The following is a 21,717-nucleotide window of genomic DNA, read 5'->3' as shown; positions in this document are numbered from 1 at the left end:
TCAAGCACCGACCAGTCACCCTCACCCCCATGGAGTTCCAATGACCGCAACTTCCACTGTCGACTCTCCGTCAGGACCCAGCAGCAAGCGCGAAGAGCGCCGGGTTCTGGCCGGGACACTGGTGGGCACCACCATTGAGTGGTACGACTTCTTTATCTTCGCCCAGCTCACGGCGACCCTTCTGGCGCCGCTGTTCCTCTCTCCTTTGGAGAAGTCCAACCCGGGAGTCGCCCAGCTTTTGTCCTTTGCCACGATCGGCATCAGCTTCCTCTTCCGTCCCTTGGGGGCTTTCGTTGCCGGACACCTCGGCGACAGGATGGGCCGCAAGGCCGTCCTGGTCATGACGCTGGTCATGATGGGTGCAGCTACTGCGCTGATCGGCATGCTGCCCACCTACGCAACCATCGGCGTCTGGGCTCCCATCCTGCTGATTACCTTGCGCGTAGTCCAAGGGTTCTCCGCCGGTGGTGAGTGGGGCGGTGCTGCACTCATGGCTGTGGAGCATGCGCCGCTCAAGAAGCGCGGGCTTTTCGGCGCCTACCCACAGATCGGTGTTCCCATCGGCATGATCCTGGCCACCGGCCTGTTGTTCCTGCTCCAGTCGGGAATGTCCAAGGAAGATTTCGCCTCATGGGGATGGCGCGTGCCATTCCTGTTGTCGGTGGTCCTGATTGTGGTGGGCTACCTCATCCGCCGGGCCGTGGGTGAAAGCCCTGTCTTCAAGGAAATCGCCCAGCGCAAGGCCGAAAGCAAGGCGCCCTTGGGCGAACTCTTCCGCAAGAACAAAAAGGAAGTTCTCCTTGCTGCGTTGATCTTCATCGCCAACAATGCCGCCGGGTATCTGCTGATCGCCTTCTTCATCTCCTACGCCACGCGTACATTGAAGATGCCCACCCCGCAGGTCCTGCTTGCCACCACCATCGCCTCGTTCGGCTGGCTGATCTTCACCATGGTGGGCGGTTGGTTGTCGGACAAGATCGGACGCGTCAAGACGTTCTTGATCGGTTATGGTTTGGTCTTTGCCTGGATGATCCCCATGTTCGTGCTGATCGATTCCAAGGACATCGTGCTCTACGGAACCGCTTTGTTCGTCCTGACCATCGGCTTGGGACTGTCCTACGGTCCGATGTCCGCCATGTACGCAGAAATGTTCCCGGCCCAGGTCCGCTACTCCGGAATCTCCATTGGATACGCATTGGGGGCCATCCTGGGTGGTGCCTTTGCCCCGCTCATCGCCCAGGCACTCCTGGACACCACCAAATGGTCCGGCTCGGTGGGCATCTACATCATGGTTCTGTGCGTCATCTCTGCAATTGGCGTGATCCTCGCCAAGGAAACCCGTGGACGGCCGCTGGGTTACAGCGTTCACCACTAGAAGCTGCAAGAAGAAAAAGCGGGTGCGGTCCATAGCGGACCGCACCCGCTTTTGCGTGAGGTGCGACGCCGGCTACTTGCGGCCGCCAGCGGCAGCACCTGCCAACTGGCTCACCACATCAGGGTCGGAGAGTTGTTCGAATCGCTCATAGAAAGCGCCGACAGCATGGAATTTACCGGGTGTGTGAAGGACTATCACCGCGTCACACACCCGCGCCAACGACGTAGAGGCCTCCAGCGATGCAACCGGCACTGCGGCTATGACAGTGCGCGCCCCTGCAGAACGAACCGCTTCCACAGCCGCCCGCATGGTTGCACCTGTGGCGAGTCCGTCATCGGCCAGGACCACAGTCTTTCCGCGAAGGTCGTGGCCAGTGCCAGGGTATTCCTGCGCCCGCCGGAGAAGCTCGGCGCGTTCATGGGCTTCCACAGCATCAAGCGCGGACTGGGAGATGCCGTGGGTGAGGATGAGTTCCCTCAACGGTTTGTTGACGATACGGAGGACATCCCCCTGCGACCAGGCCAAGGCACCGAAGGCGGTTTCGTCGCGGCCCGGGATGCCGAGCTTGCGTACCAGGACAGCGCCGAAAGGCAGGTACAGCTCTGCTGCTGCTGCTGCGGCCACGGGAACTCCACCGCGGGCAAGGCCCAACACGATGGTGTCCGGCTGCTCCCTTAGCTGGGGGAGGGCTTCAGCCAGGCGTCGACCGGCTTCCGCGCGGTCCTTGAAACGCATGCCCATCTGCTCCACTTCCACGAAATCCGTTGCAGTTCCAAGCCTACCGTCCAGACCTTGCCCGGCAGGGTCTCCGCTGAAAGCATGGGCTTGTGAACAAGCCCATCGGATATTGGATCAAGAGGCTGGATGCCGCGCTGGAAGCCCAACTGGACAGCATCCTGGCCAGGATCAAGCTCAGCCGCCGTCAATGGCAGACCCTCAGTGTCCTGTCCGAGGGCGCCATGCTTCCGGACCAACTGGAGGAATCCCTGCACCCGTTGTGGGGTAACGATATCCGGATGCGGGAGAGGGAACTCGCGGCACTGGTTGGTCGGGGGATGATCACCATGGTCGATGACCGGCTGGTCCTGAGTGACCGGGGACGGGAAAAATACCACGAAGCCCAGCGGTTGGTGGAAGCAGCGCGGCAGGACCTGTCCATGGGGATTGGCATTGACGAGTATGCAATGGCCCTCAGCGTACTGGAGCGCATGAGCCTTAACGCGGAGCGGCTGGCCCGCTGACTGCTGTCAGTCGGACCAGCCGCCGCGGGCTGCAGCACTAGACGCCAAGGAACTCCAGCGCAGCGTCCTTGAAGGCCCGGCTGGTGATGACATTCGTATGCGTCCGTCCGGGAATGACCAAGGTTTCCACCATGCCGCCACGCTTGCCGGCAATGGAGGCCAGTTCCGGCATGCTCGCCGCGCGCTCGTCCCTCTCGCCGGCAACCAGCAACAGGGGCATGTGCGGGGCAGCCTCGGCGGGATCGAAAGGTTCTCCCTTGATGGCCTCAATGAGGGACAACATGGCGAACAGGTTGTTGCTGGGCAGCATCTGCGCCATCTTCAACAGTCCGGCCGTGGAGGAGTCCTCGATGGGTGTGCCGTCGGCCAGGTAGCGTTGTGCGGCAACGAGGTCGAAAGCTGCCAAGGGATCGGCGGAGCTTGGTCCGCCCAGGACGATCCTGTGCACCAGGTCTGGCTGGGTGGCTCCGAATTCCCACGCAAGCCGCGAGCCCAGCGAGTATCCGATCACATCCAGTCCCGTTGAAGGGTCGCCATCGCGCAACGGCCGCGCTCCGGCGTCGGTGACGATTTGGAGGAGATCCGCGCGGATGCGGCTGGGCGTGTATGAGTCCAGGTCCTCGGGGGAGTGGCTCCGCCCATGGCCCGGCAAGTCCACGGTGATGACCCGGCGGCCGGCGTCCTGGAGCGTGGTGATCCAGCCGCTGTCCTGCCAGTTGAGTTTGCTGGACGAGGAGAAGCCGTGGATCAACAGGACAGGCCGCAGCCCGGCATCGGCAGCCGGCTCATGGACTTCGACGAACAGTCCGGGATCGGTGCCCTCCACTGTGTGCCTCTGCTGTTCCACGGTGTGCCTGCCGGTCATGGTGTCAGTCCTCATCGAGTACGGCGCTCAGGCGGACCCGGCGCTTGGGTGCTTCGTCCTTCGGAACAGTGCCCACGATCCCGGCGGTGTCGTCCGGGACCTCGAACACGATCAGCGGTTCGCCAACGTTGATCGTGTCACCTGGCGCACCGTGAATACGCACCACTTTACCCGCCTGTGGGCTGGGTAATTCGAGGGCGGACTTGGTGGTTTCCAGCTCCACGATGGGCTGGTTGCGTTCCACCTGCTGGCCCGGTTCCACCAGCCAGTCCAGCACGGTCGCTTCGATGAGGCCTTCGCCCAAATCGGGAAGCGGGAAGGAAATTTCAGCCACGGCGGTACTCCAGTACGCGTTGGATCCCAAAGAGGATGCGATTAATGTTCGGAATGTGCTCGTCTTCGAGGTCGCCGGAGGGGTAGGGGACGTCGAAGCCGGTGACCCGTTCCACCGGCGCCTTGAGTGTTGCGAAACAGCTCTGCGTGATGAGCTGGGCAACTTCTGCGCCGAGGCCGGAAGTCAGTGGCGCTTCATGAACGACGACGGCGCGCCGCGTCTTCCCGACGGACCGCGCCAGTGCTTCGGCGTCAATCGGTTTCAACCAGCGCAGGTCCAGGACCTCGACGTCGATGCCGTCCTCTGCTGCCAGTTCAGCAACCTGCAGGCACCGCGAAACCATGGCACCCCACGCTATGAGTGTCAGGTGCCGGCCCTCCCTGGCCACGCGGGCGCCGGTGAGGCCGCCGCCGTCGACGTGCGCTGCTGTGCCTGGGGTGGGGTTGGTGACGTCCACAGGCCCTTTTTGCCAGTAACGGGATTTCGGCTCCATGAAGATCACCGGGTCCGGACGCGTGGCAGCGTACTTGAGCAGGTGGTACGCGTCGTGCGGGGTGGAAGGGGAGACCACCTTGAGGCCGGGTACATGGGCGAACAGGGCTTCCAGGCTTTCACCATGGTGCTCGGGTGCGCGGATGCCACCGAAGCTGGGGACGCGCAGCGTGATGGGCATCGGCAGGGTCCCACGGCTCCGGTAGTTCATCCGGGCGATCTGGCACACGATCTGGTTGATGGCCGGGTAGGCGAAGCCATCGAACTGGACCTCGGGGATGGGGTGGAAGCCGGCCATGGCGAGGCCAACCGACATGCCCAGGATGCCGGACTCAGCCAAGGGAGTGTCGAAGACGCGTGCTTCGCCGTGCTTGGCCTGCAGCCCATCGGTGATGCGGAACACGCCGCCCAACCGTCCGCAGTCCTCGCCAAAGATGACGGCCTTGGGGTTCTCGGCCAGGATCTCATCCAGTGCACGGTTCAGCGCCTGCTGCATGGACGCTTGCTGTACGCCGACTGCGGCCGTTTCCGTGCTGTTGTCTTTTAGTCGCAGATCGGTGATGGTCTCAGGCATGTTCTGACTCCTCGCGCCACGCGGTGGCCTGGGATTGAAGGGCGGGCGTTGGTTCCTGGAAGACCAGGCTGAACATTTCGGCGCCGGGCCTTGGACCCAGGTCCGCTATGCCCGCCCGGACGGCCTCTTCTTCTTCTGCGGCCAATCGCTGCGCGTCCGCGAAGAAGGCCTCGTCGGCCACGCCGTCCGTGAGCAGCCGCTGTTTGAACCGCTCCAGCGGATCTTCGCCGGCGTCCAGGCGTTCTTCCTCCAGCGTGCGGTACCGTCCCGGGTCATCAGCGGTGGAATGAGGGCCGCGCCGGTAGGTCATGGCTTCAATCACCACGGGGCCGTTTCCTGCCCGGCAGTGCGCGAAGGCAGAACGGGTCGCTTCGAAGACAGCCACCACGTCGTTGCCGTCCACCTGCAGGGACGGAATGCCGTATCCGGCCGCGCGCGCCGCGACGGAGCCGCCGGCCACCTGGCGTTCCGTGGGGACTGAGATGGCCCAGCCGTTGTTCTGGATGAAAAACACTACGGGTGCCTTCATGACGGCGGCGAAGTTCATGGCTTCGTGGACGTCACCCTGTGAGGAGGCGCCGTCGCCGAAGTACGTCATGGCGACACCCAGGTCACCCTCGGCGTTGCCGGCGAGGGTTTGGCCGTGCGCCCATCCCACAGCGTGCAGGACGGAGCCTGCCACGACAGCCTGGATGGGAGCGAACCTGGACTCCAAGGGGTTGTACATGCCGCCATGCCAGGTGGCTTTGTGGGTGGCCATGTAGCCCACCATGTCCAAGCCCATGGCCCGGGCTACACCCATTTCGCGGTAGGTGGGGAACACAAAATCGCGGGTCCGGTCCACGGCGTAGCCGCTGCCTACCTGCGCGGCTTCCTGGCCGAGCCCGGGGGCATAACCGGGAATGATGCCTTGGCGCTGCCAGGCCACGGCTGAGGTGTCCAGGTGCCGGACTGCTGCCATCAGCGTGTACAGCTCACGGAGTTGATGGTGGGTGAGCGGGGCCGCGTCGTCATCGACTGCGGCCAGCACAGATTTTGGTGTCATGCTGTGACCCTAGTCACCCAGTAGAGCTGTGCGCAAACAGCACAGCTGATAGGAAACACTTTGCACAATTTGGCCACATAAAGAAGCCCTGCATAGTACAAACTGTGCAGGGCTTCTTAATGGTGATGAACAGTCGGTTTACTCCACGAGTGTGGGCTGCTTGGCGGCCTTGGACTTGGCGTTGATGAAGCAGCCGGCGGCGATGACCAGGATCAGGATGAACGTTCCGATCAGTTGTCCGGCACTTTCCGGGTTGGCGAAGCCCACCACCAGGATGAGGCCCAGCAGGATGAGGCCAATGATGGTGAGTACGGGGAAGCCCTTCATGCGCAGCGGCAGTTCTGTGCCTTCCCTGTCAGCCCTGCGGCGCAGGATGAGCTGCGACACCAAGGCGGTGCCCCAGACCACCAGGCAGGTCGAACCCACGAGGTTCAGCAGTGCGGGCAGGATTTTCTCGGGGAACAGCAGTTCCAGGACCGTTGCGATGAAGCCGAAAGCGACGGAAATTCCGACGGCGGCTACCGGAACCTTGGAAGCGCTCAGGCGGGACAGGAACCGGGGAGCTTCCCCGCGTTCGGAGAGGGAGAAGATCATCCGGGAAGCGCCGTACAGGTTGGCGTTCAGTGCAGAGAGCAAGGCGACGACGGCCACCAGGGTGATGGCAGCGCCGGCGCCCGGGATGCCGGCCAGGTCCAGGACTCCGGCGAACGGAGATTTCAGTCCGTCCGAACCGACCGGGAGAACAGCTGCGATGACAAAGACGGAGCCAATGTAGAAGACCAGGATGCGCCAGACCACGGTGCGAATGGCTTTGCCCACGCTGTGGGCGGGGTTCTCGGTTTCGGCGGCAGCAACGCTGACGATTTCGGTTCCGCCGAAGGCGAAGATCACGACGAACAGTGCTGCAGCAATGCCACCGATGCCGTTGGGGGCAAAGTCACCGAAGGTCGAGAGCCCAAGGGAGGGGACGTTCGGCAGCCATCCGAACAGCAGGGCTGCGCCGATCAGCAGGAAGATGACGATAGCGGCGACCTTGAGGATGGCGAACCAAAACTCGAACTCACCGAAGTTGCGGACGCCCACGAGGTTGATGCCGGTGAAGACCACCATGAACACCAGGGCGAGGATCCATACGGGAATCACGGGCCAGATCGAGAACAACAGTCCGGCCGCGCCGATGGCTTCTGCGGCAATGACCACCACCAGTTGGAGCCACCACAGCCAGCCGATGGTTCCGCCGGCGGTCTTGCCCATGGCCTTCTCTGCGTACACGGAGAACGCGCCGCTGTTGGGGTTGGCAGCCGCCATCTCACCGAGGGCCCACATGACCAGGATGATCAGGGTGCCGGCGACGAGGTAGGAAATGAGCACGGCCGGACCTGCAGCTTGGACCCCGGCGCCCGAGCCGAGGAAGAGGCCTGCTCCGATCGCACTGCCGAGCCCCATCATGGTGAGCTGGCGCGGTTTGAGCGAATGGCCGAGGCCGGATGTTGGGGCAGGAGCCGCGATGGACTTCGTTGTCATACGTGTCTACCTTCTATGGATTGCATGCTGGTTTGGCGTGTGGGCCTCATGGGCTTGGCACGCGGGCGTCGACGACGCAGCAAGAGCCGTGGAATAATTCTCGCAGTTTGTAAGATACATCACTTTTTGCTGTGGCGATGTGATGGGTATGGATCCCCGGGGACAGGAACTTTGATGCTGGTCGATGCGCTTGATGCAAAAATTGTACGTTTCTTCACGGATTCACCGCGATCTTCCGTGCTGGAGGCCTCCCGCGTGCTCAGGGTTGCCAGGGCTACCGTGCAGTCCCGGATTGATCGAATGATTGAGAACGGGGTCATCGGCTCGTGGGTACCGCAGCCCGACCCGGCCAATTTTGGTTTTCCGGTAGTGGCGTTCTGTTCGGTCACCATCACACAGGAGATCGGCCACGACGCCATCATTGAAAGCCTAAGTGCCATTCCCGAGATCATCGAGGTCCATACCGTCACGGGGAACTCGGACCTCATGGTGCGGATTGCGGCACGTTCCAACCCGGACATGCAGCGCGTCCTTGATGCCATGATCGCCACAAAGTCGGTGGTCCGGTGTTCGTCGGTCATCGTGCTCAACAGTCACATCCAAGGCCGCACCCTGCCGCTGATGGAGGCCGCAGCCAAGACAGTGTGACGTCAGGCATTTTGCCAAGCGCCTGTTGAGTCGTACCATTAGTTCTAGTCAACATGACTTTAACTAGTTCTCCAAGTTACTGGTGGAGCGCTCCAGGCGGCGATGAAGCGAGGTGAACGCCGTGAACACCAACTCAGCGAACGTCGCCGAAAGGCGGCTTGCACCGCCGTCGTTGGCTATTTCAACGGTGATTTTCGCCCTTCGCCCCAGCGAGAAGTCCGGCCGCCCTACGCTGTGGCTGCCGTTGGTCCGGCGCATCCGCGAGCCCTACAAGGACATGTGGGCCCTCCCGGGCGGGCCGTTGGCCCACGACGAGTCCCTCCAGGACGCGGCGTCGCGAAACCTCCGTGAGACCACCGGGCTGACCCCGCACTACCTTGAGCAGCTTTACGCTTTCGGTGGTCTTCACAGGTCGCCCACCCAGCGTGTTGTCTCCATCGTGTACTGGGCTTTGGTGCAACCCACCGAAGCTGCTTTGGCCGACGAGTCAGAGAATGTGCGGTGGTTCCGGGCCGACCGGCTCGGTGAACTCGCCTTCGATCACAACGCAATCGTGGACTACGCCTTATGGCGGCTCCGCAACAAGATGGCCTATGGGTCCATCGCCTACCACCTGCTGGGCGAATTCTTTACCCTCGCCCAGGTCCGCGAAGTCTATGAGGCCGTTCTGGACTGTCAGCTCGATCCCGCAAACTTCCGCCGACACGTCAAGGCAACACCGGAAATCGAAGAAACCGGTGAATACCTTCAAGGCGGCAAACACCGCCCACCCCGCCTCTACCGCTTCACCGGCACGCCCGGCCTCGGGCCAGATAACAGGAGTACACCATGAGCAGCGTCAACACTGCCGTCCAGCTGATCACTCGCGAGGAAGCCGAGAAGGGACTTTCCCGCGCCGGGTCCACGTGCAGCCCGGCCTTGGCCAGGGGCCCATGGGAATACGACCTTGCCGAAGCCCTCGCCGGCGAGCCCGCGTATGGGCCCGGTGCCTCCAGCAGCGACGTCGCCCCCAAGGCCACGCCACGCCAGGGCCAGTTGCCGGAGGAGTACAAAAAAGCCTCCGACGCCGAACTGGACGCCCGGATTCGGGCCGCCAAGGCAACACTCGGGGACCGCGCCGTCATCCTGGGGCACTTCTACCAGCGCGATGAGGTCATTCAGTATGCCGACTTCGTCGGCGATTCCTTCCAGCTTGCCAATGCGGCCCTCACCAGGCCGGACGCCGAAGCCATCATCTTCTGCGGCGTGCACTTCATGGCGGAAACCGCCGACATCCTTTCCACGCCGGAGCAAGCTGTCATCCTGCCCAACCTCGCAGCGGGTTGCTCCATGGCCGATATGGCGGACGAAGACTCCGTGGAGGAGTGCTGGGAACAGCTGGAGGAGATCTTCGGCACCGAGCCGGACGCATCAGGCCGCGTGCCGGTCATCCCCGTCACCTACATGAACTCTTCTGCTGCGCTGAAGGCTTTCTGTGGCCGCAACGGTGGCATCGTCTGCACCTCCTCCAACGCCAAGGTGGTCCTTGAATGGGCCTTCGAGCGTGGTCAGCGCGTCCTGTTCTTCCCCGACCAGCACCTGGGCCGCAACACTGCCAAGGCGCTCGGAGTCCCGCTGGAACAGATGCCCATGTGGAACCCGCGTAAGGAACTGGGCGGCAACGATGAACAGCAACTGCTCGACTCCAGGGTGATCCTGTGGCATGGCTTCTGCTCGGTCCACAAGCGCTTCAACGTGGGCCAGATCGAAAAAGCCCGCCAGGACTTCCCCGGCGTCAACGTGATCGTCCACCCCGAATGCCCTATGGAGGTAGTGGACGCAGCCGACTCCGCCGGATCCACGGACTTCATCAAGAAGGCCATAGCAGCTGCCACGGAACCCACCACTTTCGCCATCGGCACCGAGATCAACATGGTGAACCGGCTCGCTGCGGAAAACCCGCAGCACACCATCTTCTGCCTGGATCCGGTCATCTGCCCGTGCTCCACCATGTACCGCATCCACCCGGGCTACCTCGCCTGGGTCCTTGAGGAGCTGGTGGAAGGACGAGTGGTCAACCGCATTACCGTGGACGACTCCGTGCAGGACAACGCCAAGATTGCGCTGGAGCGCATGCTGGCAGCCAAGCCTGCCTAATGGCCGGGCATACCCCAACGGACTAGCCGAATCGAGCCCCACATGACTACAGAGAGCCTTGCTCGCGGCCCCGCGCCCCAGCGGCTGATCGTCGTCGGAAGCGGCATCGCAGGACTGTACTCAGCCCTGCTGGCCGCGGAAGCCGGGGCGGAAGTGGTGTTGCTGACCAAGGGAGCCCTTGCGGACAGCAACACCTACTACGCCCAAGGTGGCATCTCGGCTGTGCTGGACGAGCCTGCTCCCGGAGACACTGTTGCCGCCCACATTGCCGATACCCTCACAGCCGGTGCTGGGCACTGCAATGAAGAGGCAGTGCGGGTGTTGTGCACCGAGGCGCGGCTGGACATCGCCGGGCTGGGGCGGTTCGGCGTCGAGTTCGACCTTGACGACGACGGCGACCCCGCCTTGGGTCTTGAAGCCGCCCACTCCGCTCCACGGATCCTGCACGCCGGCGGCGATGCCACCGGCGCCGGGGTGGCGGCCGCACTGATCCGCACTGTCCTGGACTTTCAGGCCGCCGGCAAGATCCAGGTCATCGGGCACGCCCACGTCACGTCGCTCTCGCTGGGCGGACAGCATGGTGGCCGTGTGGTGGGGGCCAATTTCCTCCACGAAGGGCGCCACCTCGGCGTCCATGGCGACTCCGTGTTGCTGGCCACCGGGGGCGCCGGACAACTTTTCGCCCAGACCACCAACCCCTCCGTCGCCACAGCGGATGGACTGGCGCTCGCCTGGCGCGTCGGCGCGGCCGTAGCCGACCTTGAATTCTTCCAGTTCCACCCCACCTGCATGGTCCTTCCGGCCGAAGCCCGGGAGGTGGAAGGCAACAACGACCCCCTGCTGATTTCCGAAACCGTCCGCGGGGAAGGTGCCGTCCTCGTGGACGCCCAGGGCCACCGGTTCATGCCCGGCTACCACCCGGACGCCGAACTCGCACCCCGGGACGTCGTCTCCCGCAGCATCGCCCTGCACCTGGCAAAACTCGGCGATCCCAACGGCCATGTGTTCCTCGACGCCACTGTGATCGAAGAGCAGAGGGGCAGCGGCTTCCTGGCCAAGCGCTTCCCCAACCTCAGCAAGAGGACCCGCCAAGCAGGCGTCGACTGGACCCGGGAACTGGTCCCCGTGGCGCCGGCGGCCCACTACTGGATGGGTGGGGTGGTGACCGACCTCTACGGCCGCACCTCTGTTCCTGGGCTCCTGGCTGCAGGCGAAGTGGCTTGTACCGGTGTGCAAGGGGCCAATCGCTTGGCAAGTAACTCCCTGCTTGAGGGGCTGGTGTTTGGGCGGCGGGCTGTTGACGTTTTTCTCTCTGGTGAGTCGCCTGACGGCACCGCAGGCCCCTTGGCGCCTGCGCTCGCGCCTCGAACCGGCGCTCGCCTCGCAAGCTCGGCGGCCGGTTCGGGCGCTCACGCGACAACGGCGCTGTCGAGGCCTCCGGCGCCGCTGGAATTGTTGGAGGGTCATCCGTTCGCCCACCCTGCCTCCTCCAGTGGGTTCTCACGCCATGCGCTGCGGCTCCTCATGACAGCCAAAGCGGGCGTGTTGCGTGATGGTCAGTTGTTGGCTGAGGCCGCGGAAACTCTTGGGTCTTGGGAGGGTGAGGTTCTGCCCTTGGATGTTCCTGATTCATTCGATGTCCGGGAACATGAGGACTCCAACCTTCTGCTGGCTGCCCAGTTGCTCGTGCGGGCGGCCCGGGAACGGCGGGAGTCCTTGGGGGCGCATTACCGCAGCGACAGCGTGGGGGAACCAGCCGCCGTCGACGATTTTGACAAGCGTTACACCATGAGCCGGAAAGTGAGCCTCGTCCATGACTAACCTGACCCTCCCCGCAGCCCCTGTCCGGGACATCCTGGAGCGGGCATTCGCGGAGGACGCACCCAGCGGGGACATTACCTCCCAGTTGCTGATCCCCGCTGACGCCCGGGCAACCGCCGTGCTGAACGCGCGGGTTCCCGGTGTCTTCAGCGGCGGTACCGTGTTCCGCGATGCCATGAAGCTTGTGGACCCTGATACCGACGTGGAACTGCTGCTCGCCGATGGTGAAGCGTTCGACGCCGGCACGCACCTTGCGCGGGTCAGCGGCAGCGCCCGCTCCGTGCTCCTCGCTGAACGCGTTGGGCTCAACCTGGTGCAGCGGATGAGTGCCATTGCTACGAAGACCGCCGAATTTGTCCGGCTCGTGGAAGGTACCCGCGCCAGGATTACGGACACCCGTAAGACCACGCCCGGCCTGAGGGTCCTTGAACGCTACGCTGTGCGGTGTGGTGGGGGAGCGAACCACCGCTACAGCCTGTCCGATGCGGTGCTGGCCAAGGACAACCACCTGGCCGTCATGACCGGCGGCGACTCCACCAAGCTCACCGAGCTGTTGGTTGCTGCCAAAGCCCAGCTGGGCCACACCACGCACTTCGAAGTTGAAGTGGACCGCGCTGAGCAGATCGAACCCGTGCTGGCGGCCGGCGTGGACACCATCATGCTGGACAACTTCTCCATCGAGGAACTCAGGGCCGGGGTCAAGCAGGTGGACGGCAGGGCCATGGTGGAAGCCAGCGGCAATGTCAATGTCACCACCGTCACCGAAATAGCCGCGGCCGGCGTGGACGTGATCTCCATTGGGGGCCTGACCCACAGCGTGAGCGCCCTCGATCTCGGCCTCGACGTTGTCCTAGAGACAGCCTGACGGTCCCATGATCTTCCTCGACGCCGCAGCCACCACCCCCGTACGCCGCGAGGCACTTGAGGCCATGTGGCCGTACTTGAGCGGTGAGTTCGGCAACCCCTCCAGCCACCACACCCTGGGTGAAGCGGCAGCAGCAGCGCTCGCCGGGGCGCGTGCCGGCGTCGCGAAGATCCTCAATTGCCGTGCGGGGGAGGTCACTTTCACTTCCGGAGGCACTGAGGCAGACAACCTGGCCGTCAAAGGCATCGCGCTGGCCCGGCGGTCGGCTGATCCGACACTGAACAGGGTGGTCATCAGCGCGATCGAACATCCTGCAGTGGAGGAATCGGCGAGGTACTTGGAGCGGGTGCACGGCTTCATCGTGGATGTGCTGCCGGTGGACGCTGAGGGCCTGGTGTCGGTTGAGGGGCTGAGGGCCGTGGTGCGGCCCGAAACGGCATTGGTCAGCATCATGTACGCGAACAACGAGATCGGAACGGTCCAGCCGATTCCAGCCCTGGCAGCAGTGGCGCGGGAACACGGCGTCCCCTTCCACACCGATGCCGTCCAGGCTGCCGGGTGGTTGACCTTGGACGTCAAGGCGCTCGGGGTGGATGCCCTGAGCATGTCCGGACACAAACTTGGTGCCCCCAAAGGATCCGGTGTGCTTTTCACCAAAGGGCGGCTCCGGGTGGAGCCCTTGGTTCACGGTGGGGGCCAGGAACGGGGTAAGCGCTCGGGTACGGAGAACGTGGCTGGCGCCGTGGCATTGGCCACCGCGTTGTTGTTGGCCAGCGCGGAGCAACCAGAGCAGTCCGCTCGAGTCTCAGGCTTGAGGGATCAGTTCATTGAACGGATCCGGGCTGGTGTCGCGGGCACTGTGGTCACTGGCCACCGACTGCAGCGGTTGCCATCGGTGGCGTCCTTCTGTTTCCCGGGCACCAGTGGAGAATCGGTGTTGCTGGAGCTTGAGCGCCTTGGCGTAGTGTGTTCCAGCGGCTCGGCCTGCGCTGCGGGATCCGATGCTCCGTCACCTGTCTTGGTGGCCCTGGGCATCGCACCTGAAACGGCACAGACGGCCGTGCGCTTCAGCTTCACCTCGACTGTCACCGAAACAGAACTGGAGCAGGCCGCCGACGCCGTGGAAACCGCCGTCGGACGCGTCCGGAACCTGGCATCCCCGCAAGCGGGATAGCTGCACTGTGGCCGGTTGCCGCAGTACGACGGGTTACACGTGCCGGGCGCGCCGGAAAATCCAGTGCCTCAGCAGGGTAAACCGAACCGCTGTGGCCACGAAGCCGGACAACGTAGTAGTCCACAATTCTTCGGTGACTGTGGCTTCCGGCCTGATGAGGTGCAGGACGCCCAGGCTGCCTCCCGTGATGACCAAGGCAATGGCGATCACTATGACGCCACTGAGGTGGTCCCGGGTGCGTTTGTTCTTTCCCGTGATCTTGAACGTGAGCCGGCGGTTCAGCGCAGTATTCATCAGGGACGTCACAATCAGTGCCACGGCGTTGGCCAGCTGAGGGTCAATCCATGGACGCAACAACGCGTAAATGGCCAGCGAGCTTGCCGTGCACACCACTCCGACTCCGGTGAAGCGGGCCAGTTGCCGCACGACGGGGTATCTGAGGACTCCGCGGTGCCGTGTGCGGGGTTGTTGCTGTGGGGGAGACGGGCGCAGCTCAGTGGCGTCCGCAGCTGTCTCCATGGCTTAAGCCTGACACATCAAGCGGGCTGGTCCTCCCAGGATGCGCTGGTGACGGGGTTCCGAAGCTCGCCGATTCCTTCAATCCGGCACACCACAGTGTCGCCGGGTTGAATGCGGGCGCACTCTGCGGGGAACCCTGTCAGCACCAGGTCGCCGGGCTGGAGGGTCATGAACGAGCTCAGGTAGACCAGGATCTCGTCCACCTTCCAGCCCAGGTCAGCAGAACTGGCGGTCTTGAGTTCATTGCCGTTGTGCACGATCCCGATCTCCAGGTTCGAGTCGTCAAGATCGGTGACCATCCAAGGCCCCGCCGGCGTAAACGTGTCCTGGCTCTTGGCACTGATCCAGAGCTCGTCGGTCTTTTGCAGGTCCCGGGCCGATACGTCGTTGCCGATGGTGTAGCCAAGAATCGCTGACCGGGCTGTTTCCAGCGTCAAGCCCCGCGCAGGGCGCCCGACGACGACCGTCAGTTCCGCTTCCGGGTCGACGTAGCCCACGCCGGAGTCCAGCTGGATGGCTTCCCCCGGGCCGATCACGCTCGACGCCGCCTTGTGGAAAGCCTGGGGAGGCAGGTCACGGCCCGGCTGCCCGGTATTGTGTGCCATGCCAAAGACGTTCACAGGCACTGAAGGCGCGAGGAAAGTAAAAGCATCCTGGCTCACTACGGCGCCCAGCTCCCACCCTTTCCTGGCAGGGCTGTTGGCATTGGCCCTCGACGCCGGGAAAGGGGACTCCACCACAGTCCACCTGGTGCCTTCCACCGAAGTGAAATCCGGGGCGTCGTTGGCCACAAAGAAGTGCTCGTCGGGGTACTGGCGAGCCAAGGGTTGGCCGGCGACGGTCGGAACGGGGGTGGGGCGGACACGGGCGATGCGGCGGGGAGCAGGCATGGTCATGATGACATCCTACGTCCTCCCTGCCTGATGCCTCGCGTTGTGGGGCCCGCTTTACGTCCTGTGGCAGAGTCTTGGCGCACAGTGCAGGCCCCGCAACGCCTCAGGCGAGCGGGGCCGATCCGAAAGCAACACTGAACCGATCGCACCAAAGCACCACGGACGTCAGCCCCGTGATGTCGGTGCCGGCCGGAACAGCATAGTTTTGGTTGCCGTGCGTGGCCTTGATGGGGCCAAGGTCCACATAGCGTCCCGAGCGGTATTTGAACCAGTCTCCGCCGGCCTCCTGGCTGCTGAGCCAGACCTTGACGTCAGGTCCGTCACTGCTTGCCAAATTCTCGAGGCGGAGCAGATGGCTGCCGTCGGGGAGCATCAACAGCTGCGCCGTGCCGGTGGTTTGATGTTCCTGGGATTGGAAAATGCCACCGCCCACCACTGCCGGGCCGCTGGGTGGAGCCTGGCTTGGCACGGCCTGGCTTGGCGGCGCGCCCGCCGTCCCGCCAGCCGACGGTTGACCCGTGGACAAACCCACTACCGGCAGCGCCTCATTGACGCTGCTGCTGGTGAACAGCCGCCACGGTTGGAAGAGCGCAGCCGCTACCACCACCATTGACAGGATCAGCACTCCGACCACCGCAGCAAGGGTCCTGTGGTCCCGTATGAAACTCCGCCATCGGTTCATAGCTCAAGGCTAGGCTTCACGTCATCGGAGCGGGGGCTTCATTGCTTACGGTACGGTGACGTGCTGTTGCCTGGGCCGTTCCCCGGAGGAACCTGGGCGGCAAACCCAGCCACCGGGCTTAGAATCCGACTCATGCGGCTGGCGATCATCGGACTGGTTCTCCTTGTGGCAGGCGGTGTCACCGTGGCCACGGGCGTCCTGCCATGGCAGGAAGTAGCGGTCCTGGTGGACCGGGTGGCGCCTATCCTGGGGTTCGTCGTCGCAATGACCGTGGTGACAGAGCTCGTCAGCGAAGCCGGCACCTTCCAATGGATCGCGCGGCGGCTGCGACGGTGGGGCCGCGGCAGCGGTGTCCTCCTCTGGCTGCTGTTGGCGTTGTTCGCGATTTTGAGCACCGTTTTCCTGTCGCTGGATACGACGGCGGTGCTCTTGACGCCTGTGGTGGTCACGGTGGCCCGACAAACGGGTCTCCCAGTCCTGCCCTCCGCCCTGACAACGGTGTGGTTGGCGAATACGGCAAGTCTTTTGCTCCCGATTTCCAACCTGACCAACCTGTTGGCCCAGCACCATCTTGGCAACATCAGTCCGATACGGTTTGCCCAGCTGATGTGGGCGCCATCATTGGCGGCAATACTGGTTCCCCTGGCCTTCATCGCTGTGGTATTCCGGCGCGACCTTCGCAAGACCTATGCCCTCGATGCTGCACGTCCAGCCCAGGTCCCACCGGCGGCTCCTGTAACGGACAGACTCCTGCTGGTGGTCAGCGCAGCAGTCCTGGTGTTGCTTTTGCCCGCGTTGGTGTCCGGTGTTGCCATCTGGATTCCGGCCACAGCGGCAGCCCTGATCCTTGCCGGGGTGTTTGCCTTTCGACGACCCAAAGTCCTCACAGTGACGCTGGTTCCGTGGTCGTTGTTGCTGTTCACCTGTGGCCTCTTCCTGGTGGTGGAGGCTGCCCAATACCTCGGTGCCTCAGTGCTGCTGGGACAGGTGGCAGGCCAGGGAAGCGGGTTCATTGAGCTGCTCAGGCTGGCCATGACGGGCGCCCTTGGCGCCAACCTGGCCAACAACCTGCCGGCATATCTTGTGGCTGAGCCCCTGGCGGGAAGTCCGGAGCGGATGGCCGCGCTGCTGGTGGGTGTGAACGCAGGTCCCTTGATCACGCCGTGGGCTTCGTTGGCCACCCTGCTGTGGCATGACCGGCTGATGCGGATGAATGTGCTGATCACATGGAAGGGCTACGCCGTGTACGGCCTGATCGTGGCACCGCTGACCATCCTGGCGGCCGTCGCGGCGCTCGCAGCTGCTGGCGCGGGAGGAACGTTTGGTTAGCCCAGGTACAGTTCGCCCACCGGAACTTCCGTGGCCAGGCGGTTGTCCGGCCCGGCCAAGGGGCACGCCCACGCTTCGTTGTAGGCGCAGGAGGGGTTGTAGGCGAAGTTGAAATCAAGGATGAACTCCTGTTCTCCGGACGAATTTCTTGTCCCGTGGAAGGAGCCCTTGACCGTGTCCAGCAGGTAGCGGCCCGCCCCGTAGCTTCCGCCGTCCTTCCCAGCTGTTGCGTCGCGGAACGGGACAAAGATCCCGCCGCCGTAGCTCCGGAGCCGCCACACCGCCAACGAGCCCAGGCCGGTCAGCTCGAAAGTACCGATGCGGACGAACGGCACCACGCCATCGGTGCCCGTCTCAACATTCATTTCCTGCCCGGAGCCGTGGGGAGAGAGCACCGCGTATTTGCGGAAGGCGGGGTCGTAGCCGGCTGTGCGGAGTCCTGTGAATGAAGCCTTCATCTCCGCAGTCAGCGCTGATGCTGGATGGGTGGCGAACATCAGGTCCCGCTCCTGGCGCCAGAAAACGTGGGCGTCGAACGGGTTGGTGGCCGCCAGTTGACGCACTTTGTCGTACAGCGCGAATGTCCGCAAGCGCCAGTCAGCAATATCAACCGCTGACATGGTGGGGATGTCGTCCTCGAAATAGTCCTGGTGATCGGGAGCCATACCCTCAGCCTAGTCCTGTGCGTGTCGCGGTATCGCCGCCGATAGGCTGTGGTCATGAAGGGCATCATGAACCTGGAGTGTGTTCCGGTGAAGCTCGCTGCCTTGGTGCTGGCAGGGTCGGTGCTCGCCGCAGCTTCCGCTTGTTCAGCTGAAAACAAGGGACCCCAGGTCTCTTCTACGGCGACGTCGAAGCCCAACAGTTCGGAGTCGGGTACAGGCGCGCCAACAGACAGTTCGACGGCGGAACCCGGCACGGCGGGCAACCCACTTCCGCAACGCCTGGTTCCGGAGGGACGGCAGCCTCGCCTGATCCGGCCGGCGCCAGTCCCAGTCCCAGTGGGGCAGCAACAGCGCTGTCATGGAAGACGTATTCGGATCCGGCCAAGACTGTCAGCTTCGATCTGCCCAGGGATTGGATTGTCCAGTCGGTAACTCCGGATGCGGGTTCTTTGGCGGGAGCAGTGAAGGTGGAAGTCAAGGACGGTGGGGGCAGCTATGTTGCCACCCTCCAGACAGGCCTGCCTCCATCCACTCCGTTGGATTGCCCGGCCGGCCAGGGGCGGCCGTATGTGGTGATCAGCAGCGTCCCCTTGGACGTCCCCCATTCGGATGGTCCGGACACCATTGACCCGCGGGTCGTTTTCCGGGTGATCCAGGGCTACAAGTTTTTCGGTTCCTACGGCATCACCAACATGGTGGCGGGGGCTGATGGGCAGTCGTGCGAACTCCGGAACCGGGTGTTGGGACCGGCGGGAAAGGGCGACTATTCGTTTGGTGACGTCCCCGCCCTTCATGCGTTTGCTGCAGATGAGAAGGTGGCGCCGGCCAAATCCTTCGACACTCTGGACCTGGCCGCGAAGTACGCGGTCCACGGTTCTGAATTCGCCAATGTCCAGCGGATGCTACTGTCTCTGAAGGTCAATCAATAGTCCCGCGATTGGCTGCTTCACACATACGGCGCCGTTGGGGACTGCCCGCCGCAACATATCCCGGAGATCAATGGAACGCAACGTTGCTGCCACGCTCGTTTTCAAGACCGCAGCCAGCACCAAAGTAGCCATGGCAATAGCCGTGGCCCGGAATTCCGGTTACGACTCAGTGACGGAAACCCTGTCCATCACCTCCGCCGGTGACGAGCTTCCCTTCGCCGAACTCAGCGACCACCACGGTGGCCGATTCCATTACCTTGAGTTCACCGAGCCCAGTGAAGTGACGGTGGAGTACCGCGCCACTGTTCACGGCTTTGGCATCCCTGAAAAGTCCACTCCCATGGAGTTGATCCGCTACGTCAGGCCCAGCAGGTACGCGGAGTCTGACAGGCTGCTGCCCACCTCCTACGCCGAGTTTGGCTCGCTGCAAGGAGCCGAACTGCTCCAGGCGGTCCGCAACTGGGTCAACGCGGAACTCCGCTACGTCAGCGGTTCGTCCCGGGGTACCGATGGTGCCGTGGAAACGTTGCTGCACCGCAAGGGGGTGTGCCGCGATTTCGCCCACCTGGCCATTGCGTTGTTGAGGGCCAAGGATGTACCTGCCCGGCTCGCAGCTGTGTACGCCCCCGGGTTGAGTCCCATGGATTTCCATGCCGTGGCCGAAGCGTACATTGACGGTGCTTGGTACATTGTCGACCCCACGGGCCTGGCACCCCGTGAATCCATGCTGAGGATCACGGCAGGCCGGGATTCCTCGGATACGGCGTTCCTCTCCACTGTGGGTGGCAGCCTGACACTGAAGACCCTCAAAGTCAGTGCCTCGGTCAATGGCGAGCTCCCGGTAGAGGATCTCCGGGAGCCCGTCAGCCTTCGTTAGTGTCCCGCCACGGACGCACGGAGTTTTTCCGTTAGACGAAGGAGTTCGCGCTGTTCTTCGGGGGTGAGGGCCGGTCCCACCAAGTGGGCGATGTCCCGCACGTGTTCCCGCCCGATCGTTTTTTGAAGTTCGCTGCCCGCTTCGGTGAGTGAGAGCAACACTCCGCGGCCGTCGTCGGGGGCTGCCGTCCGCTCCACCAAACCGCGCTTCTCAAGACGGTCCACCAAGCGGCTCAGGCTCGACTGGCTCAACAGCACTTTGTCGTTGATTTCGTTGAGCCGGAGCTGCCCCGACGGGCACTTGGAGAGCGTAAAAAGAACGTCGTATTCCTTGACTGGAAGGGTTTTGAACGCCGGTCCTGACTGAAGCTTCCGCATCACCGCCACCTGGGAGCGGAACAACGACTCCCAGGTTTCGGCGGCGAGGCGAACGGCGGAGGACGCAGCGCCCGTTGGACCGGACATCAGGCGTCCTGCCCCGCGGCACCGGCAGTTGCGGATTCGCTGACTTTTTCTTCCAATGCTGCGGCAACGCGGGATGCGTGCGTCGGAGCATCCGGCACGTGTGCCGGCTTCATGGCAGCATATTCCTTGCGCAGGACGGGAAGGACTTCCTCGCCGAAGAGGTCCAACTGCTCCAGGACAGTCTTCAGGGGAAGGCCGGCGTGGTCGATCAGGAACAGTTGGCGCTGGTAGTCCCCAAAGGCCTCGCGGAAGGTCAGGGTCTTTTCAATGACTTCCTGGGGGCTTCCTACGGTCAATGGCGTCTGGGAGGTGAAGTCCTCCAGCGACGGTCCGTGGCCGTAGACCGGCGCATTGTCGAAGTACGGGCGGAATTCCTTGACAGCGTCCTGGGAGTTCTTCCTCATGAAGAATTGCCCGCCGAGGCCCACAATCGCCTGATCTGCCTTGCCGTGTCCATAGTGCTCGTAACGCTCGCGGTAGAGGCCGATCAGCTGCTGGTAGTGCTCCTTGGGCCAGAAGATGTTGTTGGCAAAGAAGCCATCGCCAAAGTACGCAGCAACCTCTGCGATCTGCGGCGTACGGATGGAACCGTGCCACACGAACGGAGCCACGCCGTCGAGCGGTCGAGGAGTGGAGGTGAAGTTCTGCAGCGGCGTGCGGAACTTGCCGGACCAATTGACGGTGTCCTCATCCCACAGCTTGCGGAGCAGGCTGTAGTTTTCGATCGCGAGTTCGACGCCGTCCTGGATGTTCTTGCCGAACCAGGGGTAGACCGGCGCCGTGTTGCCACGGCCGAGGACCAGGTCCACGCGGCCGTCGGAGAGGTGCTGAAGCATGGCGAAGTCTTCGGCAATCTTCACCGGATCATTGGTGGTGATGAGCGTGGTTGCAGTGGAGAGCGTGATGCGCTCGGTCTGCGCGGCGATGTAAGCCAGTGTGGTGGTGGGGGAGGAGGAGAAGAACGGCCGGTTGTGGTGCTCGCCCAGGGCGTAGACATCCATACCGATTTCTTCGACCTTTTTGGCGATGGCAACGGACGCCTTGATGCGTTCGTTTTCCGTGGGCGTGTGGCCCGTGGTGGGGTCAGTGGTGATGTCGCTGACGCTGAATACGCCGATCTGCATGATGTGCCTTTCTCCCTGCCCGTGGTCCCGGGCTCTTTCAACAGTGTACCTCAAACTAGATGCATTTGCATGTATCGGTACCTGTAACAGGGCAGGGCCGGGAATTGTTCCCGGCCCTGCCTGCAAGGTGAGTCTGTTGGC

23 protein-coding genes are annotated in these 21,717 nt (G+C 63.3%); 11 read left to right on the top strand and 12 right to left on the bottom strand.

The features are described from left to right. The first annotated feature begins 40 nt into the window (after positions 1 to 40). On the top strand, positions 41 to 1,375 hold the full coding sequence (locus tag AYX22_RS13300; RefSeq protein WP_172326041.1) for an MFS transporter: 1,335 nt from the start codon (positions 41 to 43) through the stop codon (positions 1,373 to 1,375). A gap of 72 nt (positions 1,376 to 1,447) precedes the next feature. Here AYX22_RS13300 and AYX22_RS13295 read toward each other — a convergent pair whose 3' ends face one another. Continuing rightward, a complete protein-coding gene (locus AYX22_RS13295) occupies positions 1,448 to 2,131 on the bottom strand; it encodes a phosphoribosyltransferase family protein (RefSeq protein ID WP_242703331.1) in 684 nt (227 codons plus the stop codon). A 71-nt stretch (positions 2,132 to 2,202) separates the two neighbouring features. Here AYX22_RS13295 and AYX22_RS13290 point away from each other — a divergent pair, with 71 nt between their 5' ends. After that, positions 2,203 to 2,616 (top strand): MarR family transcriptional regulator, encoded by a 414-nt coding sequence (locus AYX22_RS13290; RefSeq protein ID WP_207593862.1) that lies wholly within the window; start codon positions 2,203 to 2,205, stop codon positions 2,614 to 2,616. Between the two features lie 37 nt (positions 2,617 to 2,653). Here the strand turns inward: AYX22_RS13290 and AYX22_RS13285 are convergent, their stop codons facing one another. From AYX22_RS13285 to AYX22_RS13265, 5 genes are all read right to left on the bottom strand, one after another. Further along, positions 2,654 to 3,481: an alpha/beta fold hydrolase gene (locus AYX22_RS13285; RefSeq protein ID WP_207593861.1), complete on the bottom strand. Its 828-nt coding sequence runs from the start codon at positions 3,479 to 3,481 to the stop codon at positions 2,654 to 2,656. Positions 3,482 to 3,485: 4 nt separating this feature from the next. Beyond that, complete coding sequence (locus AYX22_RS13280; RefSeq protein ID WP_017200407.1) at positions 3,486 to 3,815, bottom strand: biotin/lipoyl-containing protein; 330 nt, start codon at positions 3,813 to 3,815, stop codon at positions 3,486 to 3,488. Further along, on the bottom strand, positions 3,808 to 4,881 hold the full coding sequence (locus tag AYX22_RS13275; protein WP_207593860.1) for an alpha-ketoacid dehydrogenase subunit beta: 1,074 nt from the start codon (positions 4,879 to 4,881) through the stop codon (positions 3,808 to 3,810). The genes AYX22_RS13280 and AYX22_RS13275 overlap by 8 nt, the downstream gene beginning before the upstream one ends. Continuing rightward, positions 4,874 to 5,926, bottom strand: a complete 1,053-nt coding sequence (locus AYX22_RS13270; protein ID WP_207593859.1) for a thiamine pyrophosphate-dependent enzyme — start codon at positions 5,924 to 5,926, stop codon at positions 4,874 to 4,876. The genes AYX22_RS13275 and AYX22_RS13270 overlap by 8 nt, the downstream gene beginning before the upstream one ends. A 138-nt stretch (positions 5,927 to 6,064) precedes the next feature. Then, positions 6,065 to 7,450 carry an amino acid permease gene (locus AYX22_RS13265; protein ID WP_207593858.1) on the bottom strand — a complete coding sequence of 462 codons (1,386 nt, stop codon included), beginning with the start codon at positions 7,448 to 7,450 and terminating at the stop codon, positions 6,065 to 6,067. A gap of 174 nt (positions 7,451 to 7,624) precedes the next feature. Between AYX22_RS13265 and AYX22_RS13260 the strand changes: the two genes are divergently transcribed. The 6 genes from AYX22_RS13260 to AYX22_RS13235 all read left to right on the top strand — a co-directional run bounded on the left by AYX22_RS13260 (position 7,625) and on the right by AYX22_RS13235 (position 14,094). Beyond that, positions 7,625 to 8,098: an Lrp/AsnC ligand binding domain-containing protein gene (locus tag AYX22_RS13260; protein ID WP_207593857.1), complete on the top strand. Its 474-nt coding sequence runs from the start codon at positions 7,625 to 7,627 to the stop codon at positions 8,096 to 8,098. Between the two features lie 112 nt (positions 8,099 to 8,210). Next, positions 8,211 to 8,930 (top strand): NUDIX domain-containing protein, encoded by a 720-nt coding sequence (locus AYX22_RS13255; RefSeq protein WP_207593856.1) that lies wholly within the window; start codon positions 8,211 to 8,213, stop codon positions 8,928 to 8,930. Continuing rightward, on the top strand, positions 8,927 to 10,234 hold the full coding sequence (gene nadA, locus AYX22_RS13250; RefSeq protein WP_207593855.1) for a quinolinate synthase NadA: 1,308 nt from the start codon (positions 8,927 to 8,929) through the stop codon (positions 10,232 to 10,234). The genes AYX22_RS13255 and nadA overlap by 4 nt, the downstream gene beginning before the upstream one ends. Before the next feature lie 42 nt (positions 10,235 to 10,276). Beyond that, positions 10,277 to 12,055, top strand: a complete 1,779-nt coding sequence (locus tag AYX22_RS13245; protein WP_207593854.1) for an FAD-binding protein — start codon at positions 10,277 to 10,279, stop codon at positions 12,053 to 12,055. Next, the gene (nadC, locus tag AYX22_RS13240) at positions 12,048 to 12,920 is read left to right on the top strand and encodes a carboxylating nicotinate-nucleotide diphosphorylase (protein WP_207593853.1); all 873 of its coding nucleotides are present in this window, start codon (positions 12,048 to 12,050) and stop codon (positions 12,918 to 12,920) included. The genes AYX22_RS13245 and nadC overlap by 8 nt, the downstream gene beginning before the upstream one ends. Before the next feature lie 7 nt (positions 12,921 to 12,927). Then, the gene (locus AYX22_RS13235) at positions 12,928 to 14,094 is read left to right on the top strand and encodes a cysteine desulfurase family protein (RefSeq protein ID WP_207593852.1); all 1,167 of its coding nucleotides are present in this window, start codon (positions 12,928 to 12,930) and stop codon (positions 14,092 to 14,094) included. A 33-nt stretch (positions 14,095 to 14,127) separates the two neighbouring features. On the opposite strand, the gene AYX22_RS13230 is transcribed toward AYX22_RS13235, so the two are convergent. From AYX22_RS13230 to AYX22_RS13220, 3 genes are all read right to left on the bottom strand, one after another. Beyond that, positions 14,128 to 14,613 (bottom strand): GtrA family protein, encoded by a 486-nt coding sequence (locus tag AYX22_RS13230; RefSeq protein ID WP_207593851.1) that lies wholly within the window; start codon positions 14,611 to 14,613, stop codon positions 14,128 to 14,130. 17 nt (positions 14,614 to 14,630) lie between these two features. Continuing rightward, positions 14,631 to 15,509 carry a fumarylacetoacetate hydrolase family protein gene (locus AYX22_RS13225; RefSeq protein ID WP_207593850.1) on the bottom strand — a complete coding sequence of 293 codons (879 nt, stop codon included), beginning with the start codon at positions 15,507 to 15,509 and terminating at the stop codon, positions 14,631 to 14,633. 100 nt (positions 15,510 to 15,609) lie between these two features. Beyond that, positions 15,610 to 16,188: a DM13 domain-containing protein gene (locus tag AYX22_RS13220; RefSeq protein ID WP_207593849.1), complete on the bottom strand. Its 579-nt coding sequence runs from the start codon at positions 16,186 to 16,188 to the stop codon at positions 15,610 to 15,612. A 132-nt stretch (positions 16,189 to 16,320) separates the two neighbouring features. On the opposite strand from AYX22_RS13220, the gene AYX22_RS13215 reads away from it, so the two are divergent. Continuing rightward, on the top strand, positions 16,321 to 17,517 hold the full coding sequence (locus AYX22_RS13215) for an SLC13 family permease (RefSeq protein ID WP_207593848.1): 1,197 nt from the start codon (positions 16,321 to 16,323) through the stop codon (positions 17,515 to 17,517). On the opposite strand, the gene AYX22_RS13210 is transcribed toward AYX22_RS13215, so the two are convergent. Continuing rightward, on the bottom strand, positions 17,514 to 18,182 hold the full coding sequence (locus tag AYX22_RS13210) for a DUF1684 domain-containing protein (RefSeq protein ID WP_207593847.1): 669 nt from the start codon (positions 18,180 to 18,182) through the stop codon (positions 17,514 to 17,516). The two genes, AYX22_RS13215 and AYX22_RS13210, sit on opposite strands and share 4 nt — an antisense overlap. Positions 18,183 to 18,643: 461 nt before the next feature. Here AYX22_RS13210 and AYX22_RS24095 point away from each other — a divergent pair, with 461 nt between their 5' ends. Both AYX22_RS24095 and AYX22_RS13200 read left to right on the top strand, forming a co-directional pair. Then, positions 18,644 to 19,111, top strand: a complete 468-nt coding sequence (locus AYX22_RS24095) for a hypothetical protein (RefSeq protein ID WP_242703330.1) — start codon at positions 18,644 to 18,646, stop codon at positions 19,109 to 19,111. A 70-nt stretch (positions 19,112 to 19,181) separates the two neighbouring features. Beyond that, entirely contained in the window at positions 19,182 to 19,988 is an 807-nt protein-coding gene (locus AYX22_RS13200; RefSeq protein WP_207593846.1) for a transglutaminase family protein, read from the top strand. Here the strand turns inward: AYX22_RS13200 and AYX22_RS13195 are convergent. Together AYX22_RS13195 and AYX22_RS13190 are read right to left on the bottom strand one after the other, a co-directional pair. After that, the gene (locus tag AYX22_RS13195) at positions 19,985 to 20,452 is read right to left on the bottom strand and encodes a MarR family winged helix-turn-helix transcriptional regulator (RefSeq protein WP_207593845.1); all 468 of its coding nucleotides are present in this window, start codon (positions 20,450 to 20,452) and stop codon (positions 19,985 to 19,987) included. The genes AYX22_RS13200 and AYX22_RS13195 overlap by 4 nt on opposite strands. Beyond that, positions 20,452 to 21,576: an LLM class flavin-dependent oxidoreductase gene (locus AYX22_RS13190; RefSeq protein ID WP_207593844.1), complete on the bottom strand. Its 1,125-nt coding sequence runs from the start codon at positions 21,574 to 21,576 to the stop codon at positions 20,452 to 20,454. Before AYX22_RS13190 ends, AYX22_RS13195 begins: the two co-directional genes overlap by 1 nt. Positions 21,577 to 21,717 lie beyond the last annotated feature (141 nt).

This window comes from Arthrobacter sp. D5-1 (assembly GCF_017357425.1).
Classification (GTDB): Bacteria; Actinomycetota; Actinomycetes; order Actinomycetales; family Micrococcaceae; genus Arthrobacter.
Note: the sequence above shows the minus strand (reverse complement) of the source record. Positions and strands in the feature narration are given on the sequence as shown.

Excerpts from the sequence above, each read along its gene's own strand:
- AYX22_RS13300 (WP_172326041.1), top strand. The coding sequence starts at position 41 with ATGACCGCAACTTCCACTGTCGACTCTCCGTCAGGACCCAGCAGCAAG.
- AYX22_RS13285 (WP_207593861.1), bottom strand. The coding sequence starts at position 3,481 with ATGACCGGCAGGCACACCGTGGAACAGCAGAGGCACACAGTGGAGGGC.
- AYX22_RS13275 (WP_207593860.1), bottom strand. The coding sequence starts at position 4,881 with ATGCCTGAGACCATCACCGATCTGCGACTAAAAGACAACAGCACGGAA.
- AYX22_RS13270 (WP_207593859.1), bottom strand. The coding sequence starts at position 5,926 with ATGACACCAAAATCTGTGCTGGCCGCAGTCGATGACGACGCGGCCCCG.
- AYX22_RS13265 (WP_207593858.1), bottom strand. The coding sequence starts at position 7,450 with ATGACAACGAAGTCCATCGCGGCTCCTGCCCCAACATCCGGCCTCGGC.
- AYX22_RS13260 (WP_207593857.1), top strand. The coding sequence starts at position 7,625 with ATGCTGGTCGATGCGCTTGATGCAAAAATTGTACGTTTCTTCACGGAT.
- nadA (WP_207593855.1), top strand. The coding sequence starts at position 8,927 with ATGAGCAGCGTCAACACTGCCGTCCAGCTGATCACTCGCGAGGAAGCC.
- AYX22_RS13245 (WP_207593854.1), top strand. The coding sequence starts at position 10,277 with ATGACTACAGAGAGCCTTGCTCGCGGCCCCGCGCCCCAGCGGCTGATC.
- nadC (WP_207593853.1), top strand. The coding sequence starts at position 12,048 with ATGACTAACCTGACCCTCCCCGCAGCCCCTGTCCGGGACATCCTGGAG.
- AYX22_RS13235 (WP_207593852.1), top strand. The coding sequence starts at position 12,928 with ATGATCTTCCTCGACGCCGCAGCCACCACCCCCGTACGCCGCGAGGCA.
- AYX22_RS13230 (WP_207593851.1), bottom strand. The coding sequence starts at position 14,613 with ATGGAGACAGCTGCGGACGCCACTGAGCTGCGCCCGTCTCCCCCACAG.
- AYX22_RS13225 (WP_207593850.1), bottom strand. The coding sequence starts at position 15,509 with ATGACCATGCCTGCTCCCCGCCGCATCGCCCGTGTCCGCCCCACCCCC.
- AYX22_RS13220 (WP_207593849.1), bottom strand. The coding sequence starts at position 16,188 with ATGAACCGATGGCGGAGTTTCATACGGGACCACAGGACCCTTGCTGCG.
- AYX22_RS13215 (WP_207593848.1), top strand. The coding sequence starts at position 16,321 with ATGCGGCTGGCGATCATCGGACTGGTTCTCCTTGTGGCAGGCGGTGTC.
- AYX22_RS13210 (WP_207593847.1), bottom strand. The coding sequence starts at position 18,182 with ATGGCTCCCGATCACCAGGACTATTTCGAGGACGACATCCCCACCATG.
- AYX22_RS13200 (WP_207593846.1), top strand. The coding sequence starts at position 19,182 with ATGGAACGCAACGTTGCTGCCACGCTCGTTTTCAAGACCGCAGCCAGC.
- AYX22_RS13195 (WP_207593845.1), bottom strand. The coding sequence starts at position 20,452 with ATGTCCGGTCCAACGGGCGCTGCGTCCTCCGCCGTTCGCCTCGCCGCC.
- AYX22_RS13190 (WP_207593844.1), bottom strand. The coding sequence starts at position 21,576 with ATGCAGATCGGCGTATTCAGCGTCAGCGACATCACCACTGACCCCACC.